The organism is Pseudomonadota bacterium (assembly GCA_030859565.1).
Classification (GTDB): domain Bacteria; phylum Pseudomonadota; class Gammaproteobacteria; order JACCXJ01; family JACCXJ01; genus USCg-Taylor.
This window is the reverse complement of record JALZJW010000180.1, coordinates 1-6008: the sequence shown is the minus strand read 5'-3', so window position 1 is coordinate 6008 and position 6008 is coordinate 1. Positions and strand designations below refer to the sequence as shown.

The window sequence follows — 6008 nt, the reverse complement described above, 5'->3', positions numbered from 1 at the left end:
CGGCTGATCTTTGCGGTCCTGTCGTGCATACCCGAAAAACGGAATCACCGCCGTGATCCGCGCCGCGCTCGCCCGGCGGGCCGCGTCGACCAGGATCAGCAGCTCCATCAAATTTTGATTCGTCGGCGGGCAGGTCGGCTGAACGATGAAGACATCCCGGCCCCGAATATTCTCGTTGATCTTGACGTAGGTCTCGCCGTCCGGAAACGAGCTTACGGTCGCGTCCCCGAGCGGCTCGCCGACATAGGCACAGATCCGCTGCGCGAGCTGCCGATGGGCAGAACCGGTGAAGATCTTGAGCTCGATGCTGGGGCGAAACATCCGGGAAAAAAGGAGGTGCGACTCTAGTGGGGTTCCCTCCAAAGACAAACGGAAAGTGCGCGCGCCAGGAGCGCGCACCCAGGCCCGGAAAGCTTGGACGCGCACGTCCGGTCCCGAGCCGGCTGAACCCGCAGACGCCCGCCCGGTGAGACCTGGCATGCCGGCTAAATTGCATGCCAGTCCCACCGCGAGCTCCCGCCATCGGAGCCGCTGGGTGATTACAAGTCCGGATCTGTCGGCAAACGGACCTGTCAGCCGGGTTGGGTAATCGCCATCGAGCGGCGCCTGGTCTAGTCTAGTTGGCCTCCTTCAACACCACCGCGTACGTGCTCCCCGCCCCGCTGCCGTCCTCGAGGTTGCCGCCGAGGGTGAACTGCCCGGGAGGCACGGACTTGGAATACACGCGCATCGGCGATGCCGGGACATCGCTGCCCGCGAACAGGAGGGACGTCTCCGTCCAGGTGCCGTCGCGGAGCCACCCCGGCAGCGTGATGGCGCGATCGTCGTAACAGATGTAAACCGTCGCCGCTTTGTTTGTGGAGAGGGTGAGGTAGGGCGAGCTCTCGAGCTCGGAGTCTTCGTTGGAGGTGCGGACCAGGACTCCGCCGGCAAGGTTCTCGTCCAGGGAGGTGATCGTATAGGCGCGGTCGGCGTAGTACTCGGCGCCGCTCTCGGCAACGCCCAGCGTCAAAGCCCTCCCCGTCGAGACCGCGTCGATGTTCACCAGGAACGGCGAGCTGGCCGGCGTCATTACGACCGCGTAAGTGCTGCCCGCCCCGCTGCCCCCGTCGAGGTTGCCGCCGAGGGTGAATTGTCCGGCCGGGACGACCTTCGAATACACAAGCATCGGCGACGACCCGGCATCGCTGCCCGAAAATTCCAGGGAAGTCGCCGTCCAGGTGCCGTCACGGAGCCACTCCGGCAGCGTCGTGCTTCGATTGTCGTAGCAGACGTAAACTGTCGCCGCCTCGCGTGCGGTGAGGGTGAGATAAGGGGAGCTTGCGAGCTCGGTGTCCTCGTTGGCGGTGCGGACCAGGACTCCGCCGGCCATGGCCTCGTCCAGGGAGGTGATGGTATAGGAACGGTCCGCGTAGTACGTCGCCCCAACCTGGGCGACACCCAGCGTCAGCGCTCTCCCGGTCGAGACCGCGTCGATGCTCACCAGCGGGTTGGTCGGAGGCGGGACGCTGCCGGCGGCTGCCTTGCCATCGACGACCGCGCTGACGTAGGCTTGCGGGACGCTCCCGGGCACGTACCAGTTCCCGCCGCTGGTCTCCCAGTATAGCCACACGTATTTGTCGCAGCGCCGCAACGACCGCTCGACTATCTGGCGCATGATCGTGGGATTCATGGTCAGGCCGATGTTGCGCGGGAAGACGCCGTTGTAGAGGCCGAAGGAAATGCTGATCTCGGGCCAGGACGGACGGGTGGCCGGCGGGATAAAGGGGCAGTTCACCGCGGGCGATGCAATGGTGTACTTGCGCCAGTCGTAGGAGACCTGGAAATCTTCGACGCTGCGGTACCCGTAGGCGCCCTCGCCGCCATCGATCACGGTTGCCTGGCCGCCGCGACCCTCGAACATGCCGACCGTGAAGGCGCCACTGAGGCGGTTGTCGCCCCTCCAATACTCGACCTGCTGCGGGGTCTGGCCGAAACTCCACGCCGGCGAGATCAGCACCAGCATGTCAATGTTCGGAAATTCGGAGACCACCGCCTCCATGACTTGCCGGCCGCGCAACCGGGCCTGGTCGTGGTACTGCTGCAGCGACCTGCCGGGGTAGGAAACGTCTCGCGGGTAATGCCATAGCGAACGCTGGTAATCCTCGTTATCGAAAAGAATCCCCTGAATGCCGGTCTCGCGCAGCACCCGTGCAAGGGTGCGGTAATTCGCGATCGTCGCCGTCCAATCGTCGAAGAAGTCCGCCGGGCGATCGACGTTGACGATGGCGAAGTTGTGCCTCATGCGATTCCAAGTCACCCCCCGCAGCGGCGCCCAATCATTGGAGATAGCATTGTAGCTAATGAGCGGCCCCGCCATCAGCGTCCTGCCGGTGGGCGTGTGAATCGAGACTCCGTCAAAGGGCAGGGTGTCGATGTAGTCGCGGTTCTGGGCCACGTACGCCGGGTAATTGGCAACCGAGGAGCCGTCAGCGCGTCTCAACTCTCGCTGCTGCAGGCTAATCAGGTACGGCCCTTCCTGAGCAGAGGCCACGGTTGGAAGCGCCGTCGCGATCACGCTGATGGCGGCGATGATCGGCAGGGTCACTTGGCGGATGATGCTGGTTGCAGTGGGGTCCATAAACGGCTCTGGGGGTTGATTGCAGTAACTTACTTAACGGGTTTGTGAATGAACTGAAGCTGGATTGCCCGGATTTAGCTAAATGCCTGTGCGGGAAGCCAGGGAGTTCATCTATCGTCGTACAGTCTGACCTTCTACTTAGTCAGGGCACCCGGAACGAGGCGCCAGTATAGTGATCGCACCGGAAACATTTTCGGTTCCGCCCATTTTTAGGAAATCGCGAAGCTATATTCGTTTCTCTACATTTCTGGACTGCTTCGCAGATTGGCGCCGATCTCGTGAAGACAGGAGTCCTCGCGGAAATCTTCCGACCGGGCGCAGTTTACGGAAAGCGCCGGGCATCGCGGTCCGTGGACCTTTGGCAAGTCGAAATCGGCACCCCGCCGGCAGGTTTTTGGTCGGCTGGCAAAACTGCACCACGTAACGTGCCTGTGCCGCGTGAGGAAAATAGCTTATTGACTCACGGCGAGTTTTTATCCTTCGCGATCACCCGATTTGCAGCGAGCGCCCGCGCCTGTGGAAGATCAGCAGACGTGCTCCCACGCGGCACATTCCAGATTGTTAGCTTCAACCTTAATGCTTTGCAGCGCAGACTTCGCTCCCTGCCGAGGGCATCAAATTTCCGGTTAGATCTAACATCACGTAACCGCGTCCACGTGTTCGAGTTCGACGCGTTCGGCCCGACTTCCGGCCCGACCGCGAACGCCTCACCCGCGGCAAGTAGATCCCGCATTTCCGACTCACGCGCGTCTCGTCGTGGTGGAATGCGGATTCGCGCCGTTTAATTAAGATCTGACAACCTTGGTCAAAACGACTTGCGCAGGCGGAGACGCACATGCTCTTGTTCTCGAGCGGCTAACCTTCATCTGCAGATCTTCGCACGCGCGAACTCGCGCGTGAGCTGTGGGCGCTTTTCCGGACTGGAAACAACTGGGCCGCGGGAGCAACATTTTCGTGGCTGTCATTGCCCGACATACCCGCCGTGCTCCTCCGGAACCCTCGTCCATCGATGAGATCCGCAGCGTCGGCGTCCGGCGAGCAACGTCACGCTAATTGGGGCCGGGCAGCGCGGTCACCGGGTCGTCGGTGGCCATCGCGGCAAGGAGGTAAGTCCCGGCTTTGCCGGTCCACTCCGTGCTCCATCCATCCTCGCTCTCGGCATCGGTTGCCGATCTCGGTCGTCCCCTCAAACAACCTGACCTGCGCGACCGCCATCGCCATCCGAGGCGCTGGTGACTGCGGTCGCAGAAGCCGCCGATAATAAGAAGGCGAAGCTTCAGCCGGGTTGTTGATCTCCAGCGTTGAAGCTAGCTAGCGTTCACAAATGCCTGCGGATTTGTGACTTGTGGAAGGAACTGGCTTTCGGTGCAGAGGGCGCGCATAGTGCGGGCCGAGCGAGATTCGGCAAGCTAAGGCCGACGCTGGTTTGGTGCTTTCATTGCCCGTTAGCTAGCATGGCTCCGGTCTCCTGGCGGTCACTTGTTTGGTGGCGGCCTCAAGGCAAAGAGGGAGGCTCGACCCCGTTGGAGAGTTTATTAAACCGATTCCGCGACCGGGCCGAACCTCGCTCGAATTAACCCCAACAAAAGCGATGCCAAAAAAAAAGTCCAAAGCCAAGAAAACTGCCAGTTTGCCGAGTCTGCCCCTCATCCATCCTAACGCCGCGGGAATCGACGTGGGCGCTAAAGAGCACGTGGTCGCGGTGCCCGCGGATCGGGACCCAGAGCCGGTGCGAACTTTTGCCGCCTTTACGCCGGATCTGCAGCGTTTGGCCGACTGGCTCAAGCAATGCAATGTGGAGACGGTGGCGCTGGAATCGACCGGCATTTACTGGATCGCCCTCTACGAGATCCTCGAGGAGGCGGGTCTGGAAGTGCGGGTGGTCAATGCCCGGCATGTCAAGAATGTGCCGGGCCGCACCAAGAGCGACGTGCTCGATTGCCAATGGCTGCAGAAGCTCCACAGCTTCGGGCTCTTGAGTGGATCGTTTCGTCCCGATGCGCAGATTCGCAAGCTGCGCACTTTCATGCGGCTGCGCGATAATCTGGTGGTCGCTTCCACGCAAGCGGTTCACCACATGCAGAAGGCGCTCTTTGAGATGAACGTGCAGTTAACTAACGTCCTTAGCGATCTTGTCGGAGAAAGCGGGTTGCGCATCGTGGAGGCGATCCTCGCTGGAGAACGCGATCCGGGGGCGCTGTCGGGTTTGTGCAGCACGCGGATCAAGGCCTCGCGAGAAACCGTGGCCAAGAGCCTGCATGGCAACTGGCGCGAGGAGCTTCTCTTCGCGTTGCGCGTGGGGCTGGAAAGTTATCGTTTCGCGCAGGGCAAGATCCTGGAATGCGACCAGGCCATTGAGGGCCACCTCGCGCAATTTGAAGAGCGAGCGGCGCTCGAAAAGCCTGCCACGAGCTTGAAAGCTCAACTCGAGCGCATCTGCGGAGTGGATCTGACCAGGATCCCCGGCATCAAAGAACAAGCCACGCAGATCATCATCTCGGAGGTTGGGCTGGATATGACGCGCTGGAACACGGAGAAGCAGTTCAGTTCGTTTCTGGGGCTGTGCCCGAATCACTCCATCAGCGGCGGCAAAGTGCTGCGCCGCTCGACGCGCAAAGTCTACAACCGTGCCGCTGATGCGCTGCGTCTTTGCGCGCAGAGTCTCACCCACAGCAAGAGCGCGCTCGGAGCCAAGTACCGCCGACTCAAAGGCCGGCTGGGCGCACCGAAAGCGATCGTCGCGATGGCCCATCACCTCGCCCGTCTGGTCTATCGCATGCTGCGCTACGGGCGAGAGTATGTGGAAAAAGGGATTGCCCAATACGAGATGAAGTTCCGCGTTCAGCGCCTCCAATGGCTCAGGCGCGAAGCCCAATCATTGGAGATGGAACTTCTTCCCGCCTAGTGCGTTGCAACTCGAGTTCCTGGAGAGTCCCTCCCCCGGCAGGGGCCTCCTTCACCACCACGGCGTACGTGCTGCCCGCCCCGCTGCCCCCGTCGAGGTTGCCGCCGAGGGTGAACGGCCCGGCGGGGACGACCTTCGAATAAACGCGCATTGGCGCCGCCGGGGCGTCGCTGCCGGCGAACGTGAGGGACGTGGCCGTCCAGGTGCCGTCGCGGCGCAGCCATTCCGGCAGCGTAGTGCTGCGATTGTCATAGCAGACATACACCGTCGCCATCTTGCTCGCGGTGAGGGTCAGATAGGGCGAGTCGTCCAACTCGGAGTCTTCGTTGGCGGTGCGGACCAGGGCGCCGCCGGCCAGGGCCTCGTCCAGGGCGGTGATCGTATAGGAACGGTCCACATAGTATGCCACTCCGGGCTGGGCGGTGCCCAGCGTCAGCGATCTCCCGGTCGAAACCGCATCGATCGTCAGCAGCGTGCTTGGAG

The 6008-nt window shown here is 62.0% G+C and carries 4 protein-coding genes; 1 reads left to right on the top strand and 3 read right to left on the bottom strand.

The features are described from left to right. Together M3436_18490 and M3436_18485 are read right to left on the bottom strand one after the other, a co-directional pair. On the bottom strand, positions 1-321 hold a 321-nt coding region (locus M3436_18490; GenBank protein ID MDQ3565991.1), incomplete at its 3' end, for a ribose-phosphate pyrophosphokinase-like domain-containing protein. A 295-nt stretch (positions 322-616) separates the two neighbouring features. Beyond that, positions 617-2482, bottom strand: a complete 1866-nt coding sequence (locus tag M3436_18485; protein MDQ3565990.1) for a hypothetical protein — start codon at positions 2480-2482, stop codon at positions 617-619. Positions 2483-4211: 1729 nt separating this feature from the next. On the opposite strand from M3436_18485, the gene M3436_18480 reads away from it, so the two are divergent. Then, positions 4212-5525 carry an IS110 family transposase gene (locus M3436_18480; GenBank protein ID MDQ3565989.1) on the top strand — a complete coding sequence of 438 codons (1314 nt, stop codon included), beginning with the start codon at positions 4212-4214 and terminating at the stop codon, positions 5523-5525. Here the strand turns inward: M3436_18480 and M3436_18475 are convergent. Beyond that, positions 5479-6008: hypothetical protein (locus M3436_18475; protein MDQ3565988.1), on the bottom strand; the 530-nt coding region annotated here is incomplete at its 5' end. The two genes, M3436_18480 and M3436_18475, sit on opposite strands and share 47 nt — an antisense overlap.